The 20771-nt window shown below is 62.8% G+C and carries 18 protein-coding genes; 4 read left to right on the top strand and 14 right to left on the bottom strand.

Annotation, left to right across the window (positions count from 1 at the left end):
* Window positions 1-84 precede the first annotated feature (84 nt).
* The 5 genes from HBO23_RS14510 to HBO23_RS14530 all read right to left on the bottom strand — a co-directional run bounded on the left by HBO23_RS14510 (window position 85) and on the right by HBO23_RS14530 (window position 4844).
* The gene (locus tag HBO23_RS14510) at window positions 85-1695 is read right to left on the bottom strand and encodes a gamma-glutamyltransferase family protein (RefSeq protein WP_170038643.1); all 1611 of its coding nucleotides are present in this window, start codon (window positions 1693-1695) and stop codon (window positions 85-87) included.
* 23 nt (window positions 1696-1718) lie between these two features.
* Window positions 1719-2498 carry an amino acid ABC transporter ATP-binding protein gene (locus tag HBO23_RS14515; protein ID WP_170038645.1) on the bottom strand — a complete coding sequence of 260 codons (780 nt, stop codon included), beginning with the start codon at window positions 2496-2498 and terminating at the stop codon, window positions 1719-1721.
* Window positions 2499-2500: 2 nt separating this feature from the next.
* Window positions 2501-3277: an amino acid ABC transporter permease gene (locus tag HBO23_RS14520; RefSeq protein ID WP_056857994.1), complete on the bottom strand. Its 777-nt coding sequence runs from the start codon at window positions 3275-3277 to the stop codon at window positions 2501-2503.
* A gap of 12 nt (window positions 3278-3289) precedes the next feature.
* Entirely contained in the window at window positions 3290-4099 is an 810-nt protein-coding gene (locus HBO23_RS14525) for an ABC transporter substrate-binding protein (protein ID WP_170038647.1), read from the bottom strand.
* A 76-nt stretch (window positions 4100-4175) separates the two neighbouring features.
* On the bottom strand, window positions 4176-4844 hold the full coding sequence (locus tag HBO23_RS14530) for a GntR family transcriptional regulator (protein WP_170038649.1): 669 nt from the start codon (window positions 4842-4844) through the stop codon (window positions 4176-4178).
* A gap of 430 nt (window positions 4845-5274) precedes the next feature.
* On the opposite strand from HBO23_RS14530, the gene HBO23_RS14535 reads away from it, so the two are divergent.
* Both HBO23_RS14535 and HBO23_RS14540 read left to right on the top strand, forming a co-directional pair.
* Complete coding sequence (locus tag HBO23_RS14535; protein WP_170038651.1) at window positions 5275-6336, top strand: aromatic ring-hydroxylating dioxygenase subunit alpha; 1062 nt, start codon at window positions 5275-5277, stop codon at window positions 6334-6336.
* 29 nt (window positions 6337-6365) lie between these two features.
* Window positions 6366-7316 carry a PDR/VanB family oxidoreductase gene (locus HBO23_RS14540; protein ID WP_170038653.1) on the top strand — a complete coding sequence of 317 codons (951 nt, stop codon included), beginning with the start codon at window positions 6366-6368 and terminating at the stop codon, window positions 7314-7316.
* 6 nt (window positions 7317-7322) lie between these two features.
* Here the strand turns inward: HBO23_RS14540 and HBO23_RS14545 are convergent, their stop codons facing one another.
* The 6 genes from HBO23_RS14545 to HBO23_RS14570 form a co-directional block, all read right to left on the bottom strand.
* A complete protein-coding gene (locus HBO23_RS14545; protein ID WP_170038655.1) occupies window positions 7323-8036 on the bottom strand; it encodes a GntR family transcriptional regulator in 714 nt (237 codons plus the stop codon).
* Between the two features lie 55 nt (window positions 8037-8091).
* The gene (locus HBO23_RS14550) at window positions 8092-9834 is read right to left on the bottom strand and encodes an acyl-CoA dehydrogenase (RefSeq protein WP_170038657.1); all 1743 of its coding nucleotides are present in this window, start codon (window positions 9832-9834) and stop codon (window positions 8092-8094) included.
* A 34-nt stretch (window positions 9835-9868) separates the two neighbouring features.
* Window positions 9869-11104, bottom strand: coding sequence for a thiolase family protein (locus tag HBO23_RS14555; protein WP_170038659.1), 1236 nt, complete (start codon window positions 11102-11104; stop codon window positions 9869-9871).
* On the bottom strand, window positions 11101-12975 hold the full coding sequence (locus HBO23_RS14560; protein ID WP_170038661.1) for a feruloyl-CoA synthase: 1875 nt from the start codon (window positions 12973-12975) through the stop codon (window positions 11101-11103). The genes HBO23_RS14555 and HBO23_RS14560 overlap by 4 nt, the downstream gene beginning before the upstream one ends.
* Before the next feature lie 62 nt (window positions 12976-13037).
* Entirely contained in the window at window positions 13038-14486 is a 1449-nt protein-coding gene (locus HBO23_RS14565) for an aldehyde dehydrogenase (protein WP_170038663.1), read from the bottom strand.
* Window positions 14487-14562: 76 nt separating this feature from the next.
* On the bottom strand, window positions 14563-15393 hold the full coding sequence (locus HBO23_RS14570; RefSeq protein ID WP_017139056.1) for a p-hydroxycinnamoyl CoA hydratase/lyase: 831 nt from the start codon (window positions 15391-15393) through the stop codon (window positions 14563-14565).
* Window positions 15394-15606: 213 nt separating this feature from the next.
* Between HBO23_RS14570 and HBO23_RS14575 the strand changes: the two genes are divergently transcribed.
* Window positions 15607-16095, top strand: coding sequence for a MarR family transcriptional regulator (locus tag HBO23_RS14575; RefSeq protein WP_099547707.1), 489 nt, complete (start codon window positions 15607-15609; stop codon window positions 16093-16095).
* Between the two features lie 5 nt (window positions 16096-16100).
* Here the strand turns inward: HBO23_RS14575 and HBO23_RS14580 are convergent, their stop codons facing one another.
* On the bottom strand, window positions 16101-17426 hold the full coding sequence (locus tag HBO23_RS14580; RefSeq protein ID WP_170038665.1) for an OprD family porin: 1326 nt from the start codon (window positions 17424-17426) through the stop codon (window positions 16101-16103).
* A 306-nt stretch (window positions 17427-17732) separates the two neighbouring features.
* On the opposite strand from HBO23_RS14580, the gene mhpT reads away from it, so the two are divergent.
* On the top strand, window positions 17733-18941 hold the full coding sequence (gene mhpT, locus HBO23_RS14585; protein WP_017139053.1) for a 3-(3-hydroxy-phenyl)propionate transporter MhpT: 1209 nt from the start codon (window positions 17733-17735) through the stop codon (window positions 18939-18941).
* On the opposite strand, the gene HBO23_RS14590 is transcribed toward mhpT, so the two are convergent.
* Both HBO23_RS14590 and HBO23_RS14595 read right to left on the bottom strand, forming a co-directional pair.
* Window positions 18919-19866 carry a transporter gene (locus HBO23_RS14590; protein WP_170038667.1) on the bottom strand — a complete coding sequence of 316 codons (948 nt, stop codon included), beginning with the start codon at window positions 19864-19866 and terminating at the stop codon, window positions 18919-18921. The two genes, mhpT and HBO23_RS14590, sit on opposite strands and share 23 nt — an antisense overlap.
* An 80-nt stretch (window positions 19867-19946) precedes the next feature.
* A complete protein-coding gene (locus tag HBO23_RS14595) occupies window positions 19947-20714 on the bottom strand; it encodes a coniferyl-alcohol dehydrogenase (protein ID WP_170038669.1) in 768 nt (255 codons plus the stop codon).
* Window positions 20715-20771: the final 57 nt, after the last annotated feature.

Raw genomic sequence — 20771 nt, forward strand, 5'->3', positions numbered from 1 at the left:
GCGGCGCCAACCCGCCGTCGCGAAGATCAAACAACTCATCACCCCGTCATTATTAGCCGTCTGGCCCAGCGCTTGTGTAGCCGCTCACCAAACCGCGATATGAGAGTCCGCCCTTGGCTCAGTGCCCCCGCACAACACGCCGGTGGCCGGGTCACGCAGGATGATCTGCCCTCGCCCATAGTCGGTCAGGTCGCTGTCGGTCTGCACCTTGTGCCCACGTCGCGCCAGCGCATTGACCAGGTCGCGGGACGCGCCGTGTTCGATGCCGACCTTCATGTCGCCCAGCCATTGCCAGCGCGGTGCGTCGAGGGCCGCCTGGGGGTTGAGGCCGAAGTCCACCAGGTTCATCACCATCTGCACATGGCCCTGGGGCTGCATGTAGCCGCCCATCACGCCGAACGGGCCAAGGGCCTGGCCGTCCTTGCTGAGAAAACCCGGGATGATGGTGTGGAAGGTTTTCTTGCCCGGTGCCAGGCAATTGGCATGGGACTCATCGAGGCTGAATTCCTGCCCGCGGTTCTGCAAGGCGATGCCGCTGTCGGGCAGCACCACGCCGGAGCCGAAGCCGTGGTAGTTGCTCTGGATGAACGAAACCATATTGCCTTCGGCGTCGGCGGTCGCCAGGTACACCGTGCCGCTGGCATGGGGGGTGCCGGGTTTGGGCGGCTGCGCCTGCTCGCCGATCTCGCCACGGCGACGGGTGCTGTAGTCGTCACTCAGCAAGTCGGCCACCGCCACGCGCATGTGCGCAGGGTCGGTGATGTAATGCAGGCCGTCGCTGTAGGCCAGCTTCATGGCTTCCAGCTGGCGATGCCAGGTTTGCTGGCTGTCGCGGTGATCGAAGTTGAAGCCTTCGAGGATCTTCAGCGCCATCAGTGCAACCAGGCCCTGGCCGCTCGGCGGGATTTCCCAAACATCCACGCCCCGGTAATTGATGTGGATCGGCTCCACCCACTGCGCGCGGTAATCCTTGAGGTCGCTGGCGCGCAGGTAACCACCGCTGGCGCGCGAATGCGCATCCAGGCGCTCGGCCAGAGCGCCGCGATACAGGCTTTCGCAGCCGGTGGCGCCGAGTTCTTCCAGGGTACGGGCCTGGGCCGGGTTGCGGAAAATCTCGCCGGCCTGGGGCGCGCGACCGTCGATGAGGAAGGTGTCGAACCAGGCTTGCAGCACGTCATCGCGGTGCGGGCTGAATTCGTTCAAGGATATCTGCCATTGATGGGCGACCACCGGCGACAACGGGAAACCGTCGCGCGCCAGGCTGATGGCCGGCTGCAGCAAATCAGCAAACGGCAATTTACCGAAGCGTTTGGACAACTCGGCCCACGCCGACGGGCAACCGGGCACCGTCACCGAGGTCCAGCCGTACAGCGGCATCTGTTGATGCCCTGCCGCCTTGACCGCCTCGATACTCAAGGCGGCCGGCGCATGGCCGTTGCCGTTGAGGCCATGCAACTGCCCCTTGCACCACACCAGCGCAAAGGCATCGCCACCCAGGCCACATCCGGTAGGTTCTACAACGGTCAGCGCAGCGGCGGTGGCGATGGCGGCATCAATGGCATTGCCGCCCTTTTGCATGATTTCGATGCCGGCCTGGGCCGCCAGCGGCTGGGACGCCGCAACCATGCCGCGACGGGCAAATACGCTCTGGCGTTGCGACGGGTAGGGGTATTCATGAGCGGAGAATTTCAACATGGCAAAGGCTCTTCAAAAAAAGGTCATAACACGCGGCTGAGAAACGCCCGGGTCCGCGGATGGCTGGGACGGCTGAAAATCTGTTCCGGCGGGCCTTGTTCGATCAGCTCGCCCTGGTCGAGCACCACCACGCGGTCGGCCACTTCACGGGCAAAGCCCATTTCGTGGGTGACCACCACCATGGTCATGCCCTCCTCGGCCAGTTCCTTCATCACCTGCAGCACTTCGCCGACGGTTTCCGGGTCGAGGGCGCTGGTGGGTTCGTCGAACAGCATCGCCTGGGGTTTCATCGCCAGCGCACGGGCAATCGCCACCCGTTGCTGCTGACCGCCGGAGAGCATCGACGGATAGTGGCTGGCCTTGTCCGCCAGGCCGACCCGCGCCAGCAAGCCCCGAGCCTGTTCCAGCGCCTGGGCACGCGGCACGCCGAGCACCTGGATCGGCGCTTCGATAATGTTTTCCAATGCGGTCATGTGCGGGAACAGGTTGAAGCGCTGGAACACCATGCCGATGTCGCGGCGCTGGCGGGCGATGTTGCGCTCCGAATCGCGCATCAGGCTGCCATCGGCGCGTTCGCGATAGCCCATGGCGCGGCCGTTGACGCGAATGCGCCCGCCCTGGATGTCTTCCAGCAGGTTGATGCAGCGGATAAAGGTGGTCTTGCCGGAGCCGGAGGCGCCGATCAGCACCACTACTTCGCCGCGCCGCACTTGCAGGGAGATGCCCTTGAGGATCTGCAACTCGCCGAACGACTTCTGGATATCCTGTGCGTCAATGATCAGCTCTTCACTTTGGTGCGCCATGGTTAACGTCCCCTCAGCAGTTTCAGGGTGCTGCGACCGAACATGCGGCTGGCGGCCGGAGGTGGCGCCGAAGGTCGATCGGACTGGCCGAAACGGTGTTCGAGCCAGCGTTGAAAAAAGCCCCACAGCGTGGTCAGGGTCAGGAAGTAAATCGCGACGACCAGGTACAACTCGAATACGCGAAACGTCGCCGAGGTCACCATCTGCGTGCTGAGCAACAACTCCTGCACGCCGATCACACTCACCAGCGTGGTGTTCTTGAGCATCACATTGAACTCATTGCCCAGCGGCGGCACGATCACCCGAAACGCCTGGGGCAGCACGATGCGCCGCATCAGCTTGCCGAACCCCATGCCCAGGGAACGCCCGGCTTCGTACTGGCCCTTGTCCACCGCGCCGATGCCGGCGCGGATGATTTCGGCCATGTACGCGCCTTCATTCAGGCCCAGGGCGATGATCGCCGCCTGGATATTGCCGGGGATGATCAGCCCGAACAGCTCGATGTCCTCGAAGCGGAAGATCCCGCCCGCTGCCAGTGCGGTGTACAAAAACACGATCTGCACCAGCAGCGGCGTGCCGCGCATCAGCCACACATAAAGGCGTACCGGCAGGTGCAAAAGCGGGTTCTTCGACAGGCGCAACAGCGCCGCCGCCAGACCCAGCGCACAGCCGAGCAGCATCGCCAGCACGCTGATCAGGCAAGTCAGCCACAGCCCGGTGAGGTAGACCCCACTGGGTTGCAGCAGGTATTGCCAGAACACATCCCAATTGAAATTCATCGTGGTAGAACCTCAGTCGAGTGTGTCGCTGCTGACATGCCATTTGTTGAGCAATTGCACATAGCTGCCGTCGCTGCGCATGTCGTTGATGATCTGCTGCACGGCGGCGGTCAGTTGCGGGTCGTCCTTGCGCATGCCCAGGCCGGTGAGGATGCGGCTGAACGCAGGCACCCCTTCCTGAAACAGCTCCGGGGCCATCGCCGCGTAGTAACCGGCGGTTTCCACGGTGGTGCCATAGGCGTCCACCTGGCTGATGCGCAGCGCCTGGAACGCATCGGTGTCAGTGTTGTAGACCACCAGTTTCATCGGTGGCTTGCCGGCCTTGGCGAGGCTCTCGTTCTGGGTGTCGAGCAGGGTCTTGATGGTAGAGCCGTTGAGCACCGCCACCTTGCGCGTGGACAGGTCATCCAGGGTCTTGATGCCTTTGGGGTTGCCCTTGGGCACCACCACCGACTGGCTGGAGTACATGTAGTTGACGATGTCGATCACCTGGCGCCGCTCGGGTTTGTCGAACAGTTGGTCGACGATCATGTCGCACTGCTGGGCAAGCAGCGCCGGCACCAGGCCGGAAAACGGAATGACCCGCCATTGCACGGTTTTATTGCCCAGGCGCTTGGCGATTTCCAGGCCCAGGTCGACGGTGAGCCCACGCGGTTTCTGGGATTCGTCGAAGGACACCAGGGGCGGTGAATCCATCCCCGAGCAATAGGTGAGTTTGTCGAGGCTCTTCAGGCGTTCAGGCACCTGGACTGCGGCGCAGGCCCATTGTGTACAGAGACCCAGGGTGACAGCCACCAGCAAGGCGCGGTGTTGTTTATGCATGACCAGACACTCCACTTCGTTAAATAACGGGGCAGGAATCAACGTCTAAACATGGGCGGGTTGGGGCCCGCCTCTTTTATTTTTCCAATTGCAGAAATTGAATCAGCAGCGGCACGGTGCTTTCGATGTGCTCGCGTACCACAGCTTCGGCACCGGCGGCGTCACCGGCGCGAATCGCGTCGAGGATTACGGCGTGTTCCTGGCGCGCACCGAGGGGTTTTTCGCTGTGCTGCAGCCACAAGCGCATGGGCGCTTCCACCAGCGAATACAACGCCGAAATCTGCTTGAGCAAGCGTGGCCGGCCGCTGAGCCCGCACAGGTATTCGTGAAAGGCACGGTGGCAACGGACCCACGCGGCGCTCTCGTCGCGGTAGTCATCCATCTCGTCCAGCAGCCGCTCCAGAGCCGCCAACTGGCGCTCACCGATGCGGCTGACCGCGACGCGCACCGCCAGGCCTTCCAGTGCGCTGCGCATCTCGAACACTTCGTACAGCTCAGCGATATCCAGGCCGCTGACGATGGCACCGCGATTGGGCCGCAGCGTCACCAGGCCCTGGGCATCCAGGCGGCGGAATGCCTCACGCACCGGCATGCGGCTCATGCCGATCTCGCCGGCGATATCCTCGGCGATCAGGCGATCGCCCTTGCGGAAACGACCGCCGCAGATGGCGTCGAGCAGGAAGTTGTAGGCCTCCTCCTCGGCAGTGAGGGGCTGGCGGTCAACGTGAGCGGGAGCAAATTGCATCGGCGGCCTCTTTGTATTTTTGTATCCAATTATCCACGAATACAAAAAAGCATAACGCGTGCCAACACCTACCACAGAACATTAGTCATTGATTTAAATGAAGTCTTTCGTTCAGGTGGGGGAAATTGCGCAAAGCGGGTAAAGCGATTTGCTACCAAATGACGCAGTGACTTTCCATTTCTGCGCAAAAAAGTAGCGGATGTCCGGTGAAGGGCTTGGTTACGCCCGATGATCTAGACAGGGTATTTTTTGGCAGGCCTTTCTTTGCCATCAGCGCACCAAACGCCGCCCACTCAATGGATCCAATAAGAATCCATTGGTCGATAATCGCCCATAATAACCTCAAAATTACTGCCATATATATTGACTCATAGCAGCTCTGGAAATTTAATGGATCCATTAAACAAAAATAATTAACCAGAGAGTCGCCATGTACCCCAAAAACACTTGGTACGTCGCCTGCACACCCGATGAAATCGCCCAAAAACCCCTGGGTCGGCAGATCTGCGGTGAAAAAATGGTGTTTTATCGTGGCTCGCAAGGCAGCGTCGTAGCCGTCGAAGACTTCTGCCCCCATCGCGGCGCACCGCTTTCACTGGGTTATGTCGAAAATGGCAACCTGGTATGCGGCTATCACGGCCTGGTCATGGGGGCTGACGGTAAGACCGTCGAAATGCCCGGGCAGCGGGTGCGTGGTTTTCCGTGCAACAAGACCTTTGCCGCGGTTGAACGCTATGGCTTTATCTGGGTATGGCCCGGCGATCAGGCCCTTGCCGACCCGGCGCTGATACATCACCTGGAGTGGGCAGTGAGTGACCAGTGGGCGTACGGCGGCGGGCTGTTTGACATCCAGTGCGATTACCGCCTGATGATCGACAACCTGATGGACCTGACCCACGAAACCTACGTCCACGCTTCCAGCATCGGCCAAAAGGAAATCGATGAAGCGCCTCCCGTCACCACGGTTGAAGGCGACGAAGTCGTCACCGCCCGGCACATGGAAAACATCATGGCTCCGCCGTTCTGGCGCATGGCCCTGCGCGGCAACAACCTCGCCGACGATGTGCCGGTGGACCGCTGGCAGATCTGTCGCTTCACCCCGCCCAGCCATGTGCTGATCGAAGTCGGCGTGGCCCACGCCGGCAAGGGCGGCTACCACGCAGCGCCCGAACACAAGGCGGCAAGCATCGTGGTCGACTTCATCACCCCGCAAACCGAGACGTCGATCTGGTATTTCTGGGGCATGGCGCGCAACTTCAACCCTCACGATGAGGCGCTGACCGCCAGCATTCGCGAAGGCCAAGGGAAGATTTTCAGCGAAGACCTGGAGATGCTCGAACGTCAGCAGCAGAACCTGCTGGCCCACCCGCAACGCAACCTGCTCAAGTTGAATATCGATGCCGGCGGCGTGCAGTCGCGCAAAATCCTGGAGCGACTGATCGCCAAGGAACACACCCTCGAACCACAACTGATCACGACCACCACCGCCTGAACGGCGCGACAACTCTGCGAGGACCGAACATGATCGATGTGGTGGTGGTATCCCGTATTAACGAAGCCCAGGACATTTGCAGCTATGAACTGGCCAGGGTCGATGGCCAGCCGCTGCCCGCCTTCAGTGCCGGCGCGCATATTGACGTGCATCTGCCGGACGGGCTGGTGCGCCAGTATTCGCTGTGCAATCACCCCGAGGAGCGTCATCGCTATCTGATCGGCGTACTCAACGACCCGGCTTCTCGCGGCGGCTCGCGCAGCTTGCACGAGCAGGTACACGAGGGCGCCCACCTGACGATCAGCGAACCACGCAATCTATTCCCCCTGGCCCATGAAGCGCGACGCAGCCTGCTGTTCGCCGGCGGCATCGGCATCACCCCGATCCTGTGCATGGCCGAGCGCCTGGCCCATGCAGGTGCGGACTTCGACCTGCATTATTGTGCCCGCGCCAGTGAGCGTGCTGCGTTTGTACAGCGGCTCAAGGCGTCACCGTTTGCCGAGCGCGTGTTCCTGCATTTCGATGAGCAGCCCCACACGGCCCTCAAGACTGCCGAGGTGTTGGCTGCGCCCGCAGACGATGTGCACTTGTATGTCTGCGGCCCCGGCGGCTTCATGCAACACGTGCTCGACAGCGCGCGGGCGCAAGGCTGGCAGGAGGACTGCCTGCATCGCGAGTACTTCTCGGCGGCGCCAGTGGACAACAGCCTCGACGGGAGCTTTTCAGTGAAGCTCGGCAGCAGCGGCCAGGTCTTCACGATCCCCGCCGACAAAACCGTGGTCCAGGTCCTGGAAAGCCAAGGCATCGAGATTGCCGTGTCCTGCGAACAAGGGATCTGTGGCACCTGCCTGACCCGTGTGCTGGACGGCATCCCGGAGCACCGCGACCTGTTCCTCACCGAGCAGGAACAGGCGCTGAATGACCAGTTCACGCCCTGCTGCTCACGCTCGAAAACGCCACTGCTGGTGCTGGACATCTGAACCGTGTCACGACGCGGGCAAAATCACCTTCATGCGCGCGTCGGCGGTGGTTGAACTGAAGATCTCGGCATAACGCAATGTCGCATTGGCGTGTTCGCGCATGATGGCTTCGGCGCGCGCGCCCTGGCGATTGACCAGGGCATCGAACACCGAGTGATGCTGCATGTGGGCATAGTTGAAGCGTCGGTATTCACGAGCCATGTCCTCACGATCCACCGCCAGCGCGGTCACCGATGCGAAGGGCAGGTGATCATTGCGTGCCAGCGCATCCGTGATCGCGGGGTTGTGGCTGCCCTCCACAATGACCTGGTGAAAGCGCATGTTCAGGTCGTGGTAAACCTCGAGGTCATCTTCGGTCACGTAGCCTTTCTCGAACAGTTGGTCGCCTTCCACCAGGCAGCGCTCCAGCGCCGCACGCGCCACGTCGGAAAGACCCTGCTCGGCGGCTTGCCGTGCAGCCAGGCCTTCCAGCACACCGCGCACTTCGACGGCGCCGGCAATGTCGCTGGCGCTGACCGACCGCACCTGATAGCCGCGCCCGCCAAACGGCACCAGCAGCCCTTCCTGCTCCAGGGTACGAAATGCCATGCGCACCGGCATGCGCGACACACCAAAGCGTTGCGCCGTAGGGGTTTCCATCAGGCGCTCCCCCGCCACCAACTCCCCGTTGGCAATCATCTTGCGCAGTGCAACCAGCACCAATTGACCGGGCTTACTCATCCAGGCAACTTCCAGAAAACGTGGCCTGCCATAGTACCGCAAGCATCCGATCCCGTCAGACGAACGCCAGCGCGGCGCGCGCCCCCTCTATGGCACCCAGGTGTTGCGCCAGCCGCGACGGCAGGTAATCGAAAAAGAACCCGGCGCTTTGCAGCTTGGCGGCACGCAATGGATCGTCTTCGGGCAATGCCCTGGAGACCCGCGCAGCCCGCGCCCAGGCAAAGGCCAGCAACGCCACGCCACAGAGCTGGAGGAAATCCGGCGCGGCCCGATAGGGGTATTCACTGTCTTCCTGCGCGCGTTCATGCACGGCGCTCACCACACTGGCCAGCGCGTCGCACAGGCTGTCCAATGCGCGGGAGAACCCTGCGCACTCGACATATTGCACGCCCTGCCCGGCCTCGGCACGCAACTGGGCCAGCAGCAGGCCAAAGGCTCGACCTTCATCCCCCAGCACTTTGCGCAGCAACAGGTCATTGGCCTGGATCTCGTTACTGCCCTCGTAGATCATCGCGATGCGGCTGTCCCGCAGGGTTTGCTCGATGGCGAACTCGGTGACATAGCCGTAACCGCCAAATACCTGCAGCGCATTGCTCGCCTGACGAAAGCCCTGCTCGGTGAAAAACGCCTTGATGATGGGCGTCAGCAAAGGCGCCAACCGGGCGGCCGACGAATCCTGGCCATGCTCGGCTTGATCCAGCAGGTGCGCCGCCCAATAGCCGATGGCGCGCATGCCCTCGCTGGTGGTGCGCAGCTCCAGCAACACGCGGCGCATGGCCGGGTGATAACGGATCGGGTCAGCGGCCTGGGCCGCCACGTCTTCGGGCCTTGACGGTGCACGCATCTGCACACGCTCGGCAGCGTACTGCCGGGCATTTTGCCAAGCCGCCTCGACATGCCCCAGACCTTGCAGGCCGACATGCAGGCGCGCCGAATTCATCATCACGAACATCGCCGCCAGGCCCTGATTGGCATCACCGATCAGCCAGCCTTGGGCGGCGTTGAATACCAGGGAGCAGGTGGCGCTGCCCTTGATGCCCATCTTGTGTTCGATACCGTCGCAATGCACACCATTGGCCCGGCCATCGTCCAGCTGCTTGGGTACCAGGAACAGTGAAATGCCGCGACTGCCCGGCGGCGCATCGGGCAGGCGCGCCAGCACCAGGTGCAGAATATTGGCCGTGAGGTCATGCTCACCGCCGGAGATAAACAGCTTGCTGCCGCTCAAGCGATAGCTGCCATCCGCCTGGGGTTCAGCGCGACAGCGCAGCAAACCGACATCGCTGCCAGCCTGGGACTCAGTCAGGCACATGGTGGGCAACGCCTGGCCACTGACAATCTCCGGCAAGTAGCGTGCCTGCAGCCAAGGGGCGGCGTGAGTCTTGAGGCACAGGTAGGCGCCGTGGGCGATCCCGGTGTACATGGCCCAGGCATGGTTACTGGCGTAGAGCATTTCTTGCAGCGCCGCATCAAGCAGTTGCGGCAGGCCCTGCCCGCCCAGCTCTTCGGCGCACGCCAGCGCCGGCCAACCACCCTCGACGTAAGCACGATAGGCCTCGACGAAGCCGTCCGGGGTGCTGACCTGGCCCGCCTGCCAGCGGCAGCCCTGGCGATCACCGCGGCTGTTCAACGGCGCCAGCACGCCCTGGCTGAAGCGTGCCGCCTCCTCCAATACTTGAAATGCCAGCGGCAGGTCGAGGGCCTCGAACGCCGGGTTGCGTCGCCAGCTGTCGGGCGCCTGCAACCAGTGTTCGAGGACAAATTGCATATCGCGCAGGGGCGCCTCATAGCTCCACATCGGGACACCTCATCAACTAAAAAGAATCACGTACTCAAGCGCGAAAAGCAGGGTTCTCGATCAGCAGCGCCATACCCTGCCCGCCGCCCACACACGCCGCGGCAATCCCGTAGCGCAGGTTGTGCTGACGCAGTTGTCGGGCCAGGGACATGACCAGGCGCAGGCCAGTGGCAGCCAGTGGATGCCCCAGTGCCAGCGAACCGCCCTGGACGTTGAGGCGGGCGCTGTCCAGCTCAAGTTCATGGGCCACCGCCAGCACTTGGGCGGCCTGGGCTTCGTTGATCTCGAAGCGGCCGATGTCATCCAGATTCAACCCGCTGCGTTGCAGCAGCAGACGAATCGCCGGTGCCGGGCCGATGCCCATGAACTCGGGGGCCACGCCGACCACCGCGCTGGCCAGCAACCGCGCCAGGGCCGGCCGCATGCAGGCCGAGGCGCGGCCCACCAACGCCGCCGCCGCGCCATCCACCACGGCACAACTGTTGCCGGCGGTTTGCACGCCGCCGGGATGCACGGCGCGCAAGCGTTTCAAGCTCGCAAGGTCGGTGGGCCGAGGGTGGCTGTCCTCGCTGACGGCAGCGGTCCGACGCGCCAGGCTGATGCCTCTGGGCTGGTATCCCTCAAGCTCGAATAGCTGGTTATCGACCGCCACCACCTCGTCAACCCAAGCGCCGTCACGCTGCGCCTGCAACGCTCGCTGGTGGCTGGCGCAGGCGTAGCGGTCCACCGCCTCGCGGCCCAGACCATAACGGCGCGCCAGGTTGTCGGCCGTGGCGATCATGTCCAGGCCCGGGGCCGGGTCGTACAAGGCCTCCCACAGAAAATCCTTGAACTGGACCTCGCCGCCAAGACGAAACCCGCCCCTGTGGGTGTAAGCCGCGATGGGGTTGCGCGACATGGATTCACTGGCCACACACAAGGCCAGTTGCACGCCGTCCTGCAGTTGCCCGGCAGCCTGGCGCAACAGTTCGAAACCGGTGGCGCAGATGCGCTGCACCCCCAGTGCCGGGACCGCTTGCGCCACCCCGCTGTACAAGCCGATATGCCGTGGCAGCAAGTAGGCATCGAAACTGGCCTGGGCCATGGAGCCGGCCAGGACGCTGTCCACTGCCTGCGGTTCAATACCCGCCCGGGCCAGTACCTCACGGCCTACCTTGATCCCCAGGTCGATGGGTGAGACCTGAGACAGTGCTCCACCCAGGTCAATCCAGGGGGTGCGCACGGCCTCGAGAATTGCCACATCGGCAAATGCCGAATACTGCCCGCTCAAGGTTTCGGCTCGGCGCGCAGGATCGTGGCCTCTTCGCCGCGATACAACGCCTCGACCTTCGCCGCGCGCCATTGCAGCACGGCGCGCTGGTTGATCGAACCTTTGTCGGTGATTTCCCCACGGTCGATGGACGCCGGCTCGTCGAGCAAGGCAATCCATTCCAGGCGACTGGCATTGCCGGTGGCCTCGCGATTGAGGCGTTGCAACCAGTCGCCGAACCACTGGCGCACCGGCGCGCTGCCGAGCACGTCGGCGTCGCTGGCGGCGGCGTCCAGGCCCGCCAGCCGACGGCATTCGTAGAGCCTGGGGAACACCAGAGCTCCGAGGCACTCGCGATCGGGCGCGGCAATCACCAGGTCCTGCACATAGGGCGAGCCGTCGAGCACCGCGCGATTGCGCAACGGACCCACGCTGACAAACACCCCGGAAGAGAGCTTGAAATCCTCGGCAATTCGCCCATCGAACATCAGGCCCAGTTGCGGCTGCCGAGGGTCGGCGAGCTTGATCGCGTCTCCTGAACAGTAGAACCCCTGTTCGTCGAACACTTCGGCGGTTTGCTGGGGCGCCCGCCAGTATCCCGGCATGATATGCGGCCCGCGAAAGCGCCCTTCGAACTTGCCGTCCACCGGCACCAGGCGCACCTCGCAGCCCGGCGCGGGCAAACCGATATAGCCGGCCATGGACAACGGCCCGGTGGTGAAGGTGCAGGACGGCGCGGCTTCGGTCATGCCCAGCCCGGCCATCATGCGGATGCGTTCACCGCAGTGCTGTTCGGCCACGCGGTCGAGGCGATCCCAGATACTTTGGGACAGGCCGGCGGCGGCGAAGAAGAACAGTTTCATCCGCGCAAAAAAACGCTCGCGCAACTCGGCGTCCTGTTCCAGGGCGTTGACCAGCTCTTCCCAGCCCTTGGGGACCGTCAGGTAAGCCGTGGGCGAAATTTCCTTGAGGTTGCGCAAGGTCTGGGCAAACCCCTGGACCGTGGGCTTGCCGTCGTCCAGATAAAAGGTGCCACCGTTGTAGAGCACAATGCCGACGTTGTGGCTGCCGCCAAAGGTGTGATTCCACGGCAGCCAGTCCACCAGCACCGAAGGCTCCTCACCGAACACCGGAAACGTCTGCAGCAGCATCTGCTGGTTGGCGCAGAGCATGCGCTGGGTGGTGATCACGGCCTTGGGCAATTTGGTCGAGCCCGAGGTGAAGAGAAACTTGGCAATGCTGTCGGGACCGGTGGCATTGAAGGCCTGCTCGGCCTCAGCGCCCCCCGGCGTGTGCAACAGGCTGGCGAAGCTTATCTGGCTGCGCCCGGGCACTTGGCCGCGCACGCAGATCAACGGGGTTTCGGCCGGCAATACGGCCTCGATCGCACGCTGGTAGGCCGCCGCATCGCTGACGAACACCAGCCCGGGTTGCAGCAGGTCACAGACATGCCGCAGCTTGGCGAAATCCTGGGACAACAACGCGTACGCCGGCGAGACCGGGCAGTACGGAATACCGGCGTACATGGCGCCGAGGGCAACCTGCAAATGCTCGATGTCGTTGCCGGACAGCAAGGCCAGCGGCTTGTCCGCCGACAGCCCGTAGCTGAGCAGGCCCTGGGCAATCGCGCGCACGCTGTCGAGCATTTCGCGGTAGCTGACACGGCGCCAATCCCCACCGGCCTGGCGTGCCGCGATAAACGTCTGCTCGGGCCGTACCCGAGCCCAATGCACCAGGCGATCGAGCAGGCGCGCCGGCAACTCGGCCAGGGGCTCCAGGGAGCGCATGTGCAACACGCCGTGTTCTTCAGTGACCGCCACCGGTGCGTGGCCGATGGAGACCTCGCGGTATCGCGGTGCGGGCTGGGGTTGCGGTCGGAATTCGGAACTCACAAGGATGTCCTCCAGCAAGGCGGATCACAGCCGCCTTGTTATTGTTATGTCGCAGCAACTGCTCAGATCGGGTAATGCCGTGGCCCGTTCTGCAAGGTCACCCAGCGCAATTGCGTGAAGTGCTCAATGGACGCCTTGCCACCAAAGCTGCCGTACCCACTGGACTTGACCCCACCAAACGGCATCTGCGCTTCGTCATGCACGGTCGGGCCGTTGATATGGCAAATACCCGACTCGACCCGCTGCGCCAGTGCCAGCGCGCGCCCGGTGTCGCGACTGAAGATCGCCGCCGACAAGCCGAACTCGGAATCGTTGGCCAGGCGCAACAAGGCTTCATCACCCTCACCACGCAGCAGGACGGCCACCGGGCCAAAGGACTCTTCGCGGTACAAGCGCATCTGTTCGGTGACGCCATCGATCAGGGTCGGCTGCAGGATGCTGCCCTCGAGCTGGCCGCCTATCACCAGCCGCGCGCCCTTGGCCAGGGCGTCGTCGATCAGGGCCTTAATGCGTGTGCCGGCGCTGGCGTCCACCAGGGAACCGAGTACCGAATCCGCCGCAGTAGGGTCACCCGCACGCAGGGTCGCGACCTTGGCCGCCAGCTTGGCGGTGAACGCATCGGCGACCCTGGCATCGACAATCAGGCGTTCGGTGGACATGCAAATCTGGCCCTGGTTGAAATAGGCGCCAAAGGCCGCCGCCGCCACAGCCGAGTCAAGATCGGCATCGTCGAGCACCAGCAACGGCGCCTTGCCACCCAACTCCAGCAACGCCGGCTTGAGGTGACGCGCCGAGAGCTCGCCGACAATCCGCCCGACATGGGTCGAGCCGGTGAAGTTGACCCGCCGCACGGCCGGGTTGGCGATCAATCGCTCGACAATCGCGGCGGCATCCGCCGGGGCATTGCTGATGACGTTGACCACGCCATCGCCCAGGCCGGCGTCCTGCAATACCTGGCCGATCAGGCGGTGCACTGCCGGGCTCAGCTCCGAGGCCTTGAGCACCACGGTGTTTCCGCAGGCCAGCGGCATGGCGATGGCGCGCGTGGCGAGGATCACCGGAGCGTTCCACGGCGCGATGCCCAGCACCACACCGCAAGGCTGGCGCAAGGCCATGGCGAAACTGCCGGGAACATCGGAGGGGATCACTTCCCCCGTAATCTGGGTGGTCATCGACGCCGCTTCGCGCAGCATATTGGCCGCCAGACGCACGTTGAAGCCATACCAGTTCGCCATGGCGCCGGTCTCGCCGGCGGCGGCGATGAATTCGCTGCTGCGCGCCTGCAATTGCTCGGCAGCGTTGAGCAAGCGGGTGCGGCGTTCGTTGGGCGCCAGCGCCGCCCACGCGGGGAACGCGGCGTGGGCGGCGGCGACCGCGGCGTCGGCATCTTCCAGGGTCGCCGCAGCCACCCGCGAGACCACTTCACCGGTCACTGGGTTGCGACGTTCGAAGGTTCGACCGTCACGGGCGGGGCACGACTGGCCGCCGATCAACAGGGGCACGTCCAGCATGGTGATTCCTCTTTATTGTCTTTATCGGGAATACGTTCAAGCAGGGTACAACGGCGCGGCCAGGCGGCCGCGCCCTTCAGCGTTTATAGGCCTGCAAGCCAGGCTTGATGCTCTTGTCGTCGAGGAACTGTTTCATGCCCTGCTCGCGACCGCCTTCGGTGTCGAGCAGGCGCGACTGATCGAGCTTGGCGTAGAGGTAATCCTCGTTCTGCTCCCAGGTCAGTTCACGGCAGCGCTTGAAGCCATGCTTGGCGGCACGCAGCACCACCGGGTTTTTCTCCAGCAGGTTGCGCGCCAGTTCGATGGTCACTTCGCGCAGTTGAGCCAGGGGCACGCTTTCGTTGACCAGGCCCATTTGCGCAGCTTTCTGCCCGCCAAAGGTCTTGCCGGTCATGATGTAGTACAGCGATTGACGATGGCCCACGGTGTCGGCCATGGCCTTGCTCACCAGGTTGCCCGGCGGGATGCCCCAGTTGATTTCCGAGAGGCCGAAGGTCGCTTCGTCGGCGCAGATCGCCAGGTCGCACGCCACCAGCGGGCTGAAGCCACCGCCGAAGCACCAGCCATTGACCATGGCGATGGTCGGCTTGGCGTACATGCGCAGCAGTTTCCATTGCCATTGCGAGGCTTCGCGGCGGATTTTTTCCTGGAGGATTTCCGGGCCGGCATCCACTTCGCGGAAGTATTCCTTGAGGTCCATGCCCGCCGTCCAGGCTTCGCCCGCACCGGTGAGGACCAGCACGCCGGCGGCAGGATCCTGCTCGAGGGTTTCCAGGACGTCGATCATTTCCCGGTTCAGGGTCGGGCTCATGGCGTTGCGTTTTTCCGGACGATTGAGAATGACCCAGGCGATGCCTTCTTCGATCTCAACCTTGACTGTGGTCCAACGGCCTTCGTAATTGCTCATGGCGGTACGCTCTTGTTCTGGGTGTGAAGATGATTCGAAATTAAACCGCAAATATAGTTATGTCAATTAACTATTAATCTGAATAACCAATATTTTTCCTGCTTAAAACCCGCGCGGTGCAGGCGCTTTCAAAACCCGGCATAGCCATAGCGCGCCAACACCGGCAAACTAGATACTCTTATTAACCTGCACCTTCTGAGGATTGCACTGCCAATGGCCAAGCCTTCCACCATCGCCACCGCCAGCCAGGCCCTGCCCGACAACGACGAGGTACGGCCGCCGCTGGATTCAGCCCTGGACGATCTGATCGGTTACGCCATGCGCCGCGCCCAGCTCAAGCTGTTCCAGAACCTGATCGGCCGGTTATCGGACCACGACCTGCGCCCGGCGCAGTTCTCGGCCCTGGCGATCATCGAGCAGCACCCCGGGCTGATGCAGGCCGACCTGGCTCGCGCCCTGGCCATCGAGCCGCCCCAGGTGGTGCCATTGCTGAACAAGCTGGAAAGCCGCGCTCTGGCCGTGCGGGTACGCTGCAAACCGGACAAGCGCTCCTACGGGATCTTCCTCAGCAAGAGCGGCGAAACCCTGCTCAAGGAACTCAAGGCGATCGCCGCCCAGAGTGACCTCGACGCCACCGCCGCCCTTGACGGCCAGGAACGTGAAGAGCTGCTGCGCTTGCTGAAGAAGGTCTATCAGGACTAATCGGCCTACCAGAGCGCCACGGTGTAGAGCACCAGGAAACGGGTCTGGTTTTCATCGCGAAAGGCCGCGCCGCTCGGGAAGTCATTGCGGTATATCGACTTGCGCGCCATGAACCCGACGTTCTTCAGCGGGCCGCTCTGAATCACATACCCCAGTTCCATCTGGAACTCGCGCTCCTTGCGATCCTCGGCGTTCAAAGCGGCCAGTTCGATGTGGTCGCCACGCACATAGCGCAGCCGAGTCTTCAACCCCGGCACACCCGATGCCGCGAAGTCATAGTCGTAGATGGCTTGCCAGGTGCGCTCCTTGGCGTTGAGAAAGTCCGAACTCATGGTCAGTTCGCTCATGCCCATCAACTCCGTTCCCGAGATATAGGGCGTGGCCGTCTCCCCGCTTGAGTGCATGTAGCCAAGGCTGACGCGATGGCCGCCCAGGCGGTAGCCAAACAACGCCGAGAGGTTGCGGTTATCCACCTTGCCCGCCTTGGCACTGCCATCCTCACGGCTGAAAAAACTGCGCAGGTCGCTGGTGAGCACGCCATCACCCACCGGCAGGTTGTGCAGCAGCGCCAGAGTGTCCTGCTGATAGAGGTCCGCGATCTGCGAGTGATAGACCCGCAGGCTGAGGTCTTTGTTGACCTGGTAATCACCGCCCACATAAGCCAGGTGCGAGGTGGTGGCGGTGGCGTTGAAGCGCCGGTTGGGTGAGGCGATGGTCATGGCCTGGTAGTCGGTGGAGTCGCGCTTGTTGATGCGGTCGATATAGCCCGTGTTGAGGGTCAGGCCATCGATGTCCTTGGAACTCAACGTGGTGCCGCGAAACGTTTGCGGCAGCAGCCGCGACGGACTGGCAAAGGCAAACGGCAGGAAGATCGACACATCGCCGGCCTTGATCGTGGTTTGGGCGAACCGCAGTTTGGCGGTTGGGGCCAGGCGCGAGTAGTCGTCGGCGGCGCGCTTGTCGCTGGCCGACACCGGCAACAACTCGGTACCGCTGCGGTCCGGCGAAGAGTCGAGCTTGACCCCCATCAACCCGCGTACATCCAGGCCAAAGCCGACCGGGCCAGGGGTGTAACCCGATTCCAGGTTGAGGATGAACGCCTGGGCCCATTCCCGTGCGGCGGTCTTCGCACCGTCATCCTTGTAGTCGCGGTCCAGGTAGTAATTGCGCAAGGTCAGGGTGCCGTGGCTGTCGTCGATAAAGCCTGCAGCCCACAGCGAACCGGGCAGCACGCTCAAGGCCAACAATGCCATCAGCCGGCGTGGAGTGTTGTTCGACACACAGGAGACGGACGCCGCTGCAACGGCGTCCTCCATAGGGAGTTCTGGCATTTTCGATGTCCATTTTTGTTGTTGTTATTGGGTTGGCGCACGCGCGGCCCTGTGAGCCTCGCAAACCAAGAATGGAAACAGCCGACGGTACTCGTCAACCGTAACTGACCGATAATCGAACATTAATAAAGCTATCTATTTTTTATCCATGAACAAACAAATATCTCAATCAATTGAATTTAATGACTTTATTCCGTTTTTTTACTGATTTTATTCCACGATTCATTTTTTAGTTATATTTGTTATCTTAATCCTTAGCAGCCACTCAAGCTCGCCACCACAACAAAAACAACAATGAGGTTTGCCATGGACAGTCCATCGCGTCGTTCGACGCTGACTATTGCGTTGTGCTTTATCGTTGCGCTGATCGAAGGGTTCGACCTGCAAGCCGCCGGCACCGCCGCCGCTGGGTTACGTCAAACCTTCGCCCTGGATCCGAAGATGCTCGGCTGGGTGTTCAGCGTCGGCATCATCGGCCTGCTGCCGGGGGCGTTCTTCGGGGGCTGGGTTGCCGACCGGATCGGGCGCAAGAAAATCCTGGTCAGCGCCGTGCTGCTGTTCGGGTTGTTTTCACTGAGCACCGCATTTGTCGAGAGCTACTCAAGCTTGTTGCTGGTGCGCTTTCTCACCGGCCTGGGGCTGGGCGCCGCGTTGCCCAACCTGATCGCGCTGTGCGCCGAAGCGGTGAGCGAACGCAACCGTGGCACGGCCATCAGCGTGATGTACTGCGGGGTGCCGCTGGGGGGAGCATTGGCCGCGGTGGTGGCGATGTTTTCCAGTGAGCACTGGCAGACCACGTTTATTATCGGCGGCCTGGCGCCCTTGCTGGCCGTGCCGCTGATGATCCTGCTGCTGCCTGAATCCAGTGCCTTTCGCCAACAGCTCGACAACACCCACGGCGCCCGCCCCTCCACCGGCCAGGCGCTGTTCGGCGACGGTCGCGCGCGCACCACGCTGGCCTTGTGGCTCAGCTACTTCTTCACCCTGACCGTGATGTACATGCTGCTTAACTGGCTGCCGTCGCTGTTGCTGGAACAGGGTTTCAGCAAACCCCAGGCGGGCATGGTGCAGATGCTCTTCAATATCGGCGGCGCCCTGGGGTCGCTGCTCGGCGGCGTGCTGCTGGACCGCTGTAATGCCCTCAAAGTGGTGCTGTCGGTGTACGCCGGGCTGCTGGCGGCCCTGGCCGGGGTCGGGCTGTCAGTGGGCATCGTACCCATGGCCATTGCCGGCTTTGCCGCCGGTTTGTTCGTGATGGCTGCGCAGTTGGTGCTGTACGCCTCGGCACCGCCCTCGTATCCCACCTCGGTGCGTGCCACCGGCGTCGGGGCCGCCGTGGCAGTGGGCCGCCTGGGTTCGGTGGCCGGGCCGCTGGCGGCCGGGCAACTCCTCGCTGCCGGCGCCGGCACCGCGGGGGTACTGCTGGCGACGTCCCCCGGGGTGGTGATTGCCGCACTGACCATCATCAGCGTGATGGTGCGTACCGCGCCTACTAGAACTTATGCAGCCAGTTGAGCACCAGTTTGTTGCCCTCGGTGCGGTTCTGCGCCTGCTGTTCAAAGTAGGCGTTTACCGATAGCACCTCCTCCTTGCTGAACGCATAGACCAGGCCTGGGCCAATGGCCCAGACCTTTTCCCGGCGCCCGCTCACGGCGTGCCCAGCGACCTGGGTGTCGGTGATCTGCTTCAACCAATAGCCGTTCACCCCCACGCTCAGTTGCTGGCTCAAGGCATATTGCAGCGTCAGGTTGGCATGCAATGCCTGGCCGGCCTGGGTATCGGAAACATCCCCGAAGCCAGCCTGCGGATCATCATTCTTGCCATTCCACAGGTACATGAAACGCCCGCTCGCCGACCATGTCGGGCTCAACCAGTACGTCGCCGCGTAATACGGGTTGAATGACCAGAAGTTGCTGCCGGGGTTGATCGAGCGATGGCGGTCATAGGCCCCCACCGGGATCGAAACATCAGCCTCGACACGCTGGGTCAACAGCGGGCTGCCATCAGCGCGATTCAGGGTTGGCAGTTGCAGGAAGGCACCGACCGTCAGGTCACCGACGCCAGCACGGGAACTCAGCGCCGCATTGTTCAACCCATCGTCGACATTCACCCGGGCCAAGGAAGTGTTGATCAGGGTGAAGCCGGGCATCGCGCCATTGACCAGGGGTTGGCCGACGTAGATGATCTGCGTGGTGGGCGCCACCACTTCCAGGTCCTGCTTGGGCAGCGCCAGCTTGTTGCCGTGGGCATCATTGAAACGGCTGGCCCGCGAGTAGGTCAGGTACTCCTCCAGGTACCAGCCAGGGCCGGCCGGCGCTGGCGAGCCGTCGTAGAAACTGGTGGTGCCGAGGTTGAGTCCGGGCAGGTCGTAAGCATGTGCAGTCGATGTCAGTGCGACAAATGTCGTGGCCGCAACCGTCCGCAAGATAGGCTTGAGCATCTTGTATGTCCTGTATTTTTGTTGTTGTTCAAGACTCCCGGCACGAGGGGCCGCACCGGGATTTATTGCTGTGGCAGGGCCTACACGTAGGTGGCGGCCAAACCGCCATCCACCGGTAGATTGACCCCGTTGACCCAGCGCGCAGCATCCGAGCAGAGGAAGGCAATCACCGCCGCCACCTCATCGGCCAGGGCTGGACGGGTCATGCGCTGGCTGTCCTCGGCCACCCGCTGCGGCCCGAGCATGCTGACGAAATCGCCGAGAATCGGGGTAAACACCGGCCCCGGCGCCACGCAGTTGATACGCACCGAGTGATCGCGAAACCAGCCCTGGGATTGTTGGAAGCTCCACACGATCAGCGCCTCCTTGAAGTATTGATAACAGCTGCCCTGCTCCACCGGATTGGCCGCCAGCCACTGCTGCCCGGCCTCGAAGCTGGGTATCGCGGCCAGCGCCTTGTGCAGCTCCAGCCGTTGCGGCCATTGCGCGCCAAGCACCGAGGCGACATTGACGATGCTGCCGCCCGCCGGCATGCGTGGCAGCAGCGATTGAGTCAGGTGCCGCAGCCCCAGGTAATTGACCGTGGCCACCGCGTGCACGGGCGCCGTACCGGGCACACCAGCGATGTTGCACAGCCCGTGGACCCGCGCGGGCAGGCGCGCCACCAGCGCATCAATGCTGGCAGGGTCACCCAGGTCAGCCTGGAAGAAGCCATCCAGGGTCAGTTGCGGTTCATGGCGATCCACACCGATCACCGTGGCCCCCTGGAAACGCGCGAGCCGCGCCAGCTCGGCGCCAATGCCGGAAGCGACGCCGGTGACGATCAGGGTTTTGTTGTTCAGGTTCATGTTCAAGCCCTCTTATTTTTGTATAGGCACGGGGGTAACAAAGCGATGAGCCAGCGC

It is taken from the genome of Pseudomonas sp. WS 5532, from assembly GCF_012985445.1.
In the GTDB taxonomy this organism is placed as follows: domain Bacteria; phylum Pseudomonadota; class Gammaproteobacteria; order Pseudomonadales; family Pseudomonadaceae; genus Aquipseudomonas; species Aquipseudomonas edaphica.